This window comes from Phocaeicola coprocola DSM 17136 (genome assembly GCF_000154845.1).
Classification (GTDB): domain Bacteria; phylum Bacteroidota; class Bacteroidia; order Bacteroidales; family Bacteroidaceae; genus Phocaeicola; species Phocaeicola coprocola.
Window position 1 is genome coordinate 14684 of the sequence record NZ_DS981436.1, and the last position, 961, is coordinate 15644.

A 961-nucleotide genomic window follows, 5' to 3' on the forward strand; every position below is an offset into this window, starting at 1 on the left:
AGCATCACAGGCGGTCGGGATATATAGTGACGGTGAAATCAATGTATTATATGAAAAGGTAAAGGATGCTTCTCATTCGATCAGCTAAAGATACTGCAAACAGGCATGAATGGCAGAAATATTACATGCAAGCAATGTGTCAAACTGCTTTCTATATGTGATTTCGACAATGAACGGATAAAATTCCTGCAAGTCATGGCGCCTCACATATACGACTGCCACAACCGTCAGCTAATCATTGATACAATGAGTTTCGCCTCAGGAAAAGATGAAGCACGCCAACTGATAGAACGATATTGCAAATAACTTTCATTCAAACAAAAAAGCATTTCCCATCCACACAAAGGAAGAGGAAATGCTTTTTCCGTTTTTTTATGTAAAAATCACAATCAGTCTTTTGCCTGATGAACAGTAAGCTGCGGGAACGGGAATCCGATACCTTCCTTATTGAATGTATCGTACACGATTTTATTCATGTCAAAATATACATCCCAGTAATCAGCTGTCTTAGCCCACGCACGGACCTTAATATCCACACTGCTTGCCGAAAGAGCTCCCAAAGCAATCATCGGAGCCGGATCCTTCAATATACGAGGATCTGCATCGATAATACGCTGCAATACGGCTTTTACCTTTTCGAAATCTTCACCATATTCTACTCCGAATACCCATTCAGCACGACGTGTTTCCTGTTTGTTGTAATTTGTAATGGCATTGCTGCTCAATGCACCATTCGGAACATAGATGACTTTATTATCTACTGTTGTCAGAATAGTATGGAATATCTGAATTTCGCGTACAGTACCATTCGCATTCTGGCCTTCTATATAGTCGCCTACCTTAAAAGGTTTAAATACCAGAATAATCAATCCTCCTGCAAAGTTGGAAAGATTTCCAGACAAAGCCATACCAATAGCAACACCGGCAGAAGCCAGCAAGGCTGCAAAGCTGGTAGTTTCTA

2 protein-coding genes are annotated in these 961 nt (G+C 40.7%); one reads left to right on the forward strand and one right to left on the reverse strand.

The genetic code is table 11. The features are described from left to right. Nucleotides 1-105: 105 nt before the first annotated feature. Nucleotides 106-306, forward strand: coding sequence for a DUF4476 domain-containing protein (locus BACCOP_RS01565; RefSeq protein ID WP_007565474.1), 201 nt, complete (start codon nucleotides 106-108; stop codon nucleotides 304-306). Between the two features lie 83 nt (nucleotides 307-389). Here the strand turns inward: BACCOP_RS01565 and BACCOP_RS01570 are convergent. After that, the coding region (locus BACCOP_RS01570) for a mechanosensitive ion channel family protein (protein ID WP_007565476.1) at nucleotides 390-961 on the reverse strand (572 nt) is incomplete at its 5' end.

What these genes read in the sequence shown, in the direction of transcription:
- BACCOP_RS01565 (WP_007565474.1), top strand. Translation starts at nt 106, where the DNA reads ATGAATGGCAGAAATATTACATGCAAGCAATGTGTCAAACTGCTTTCT.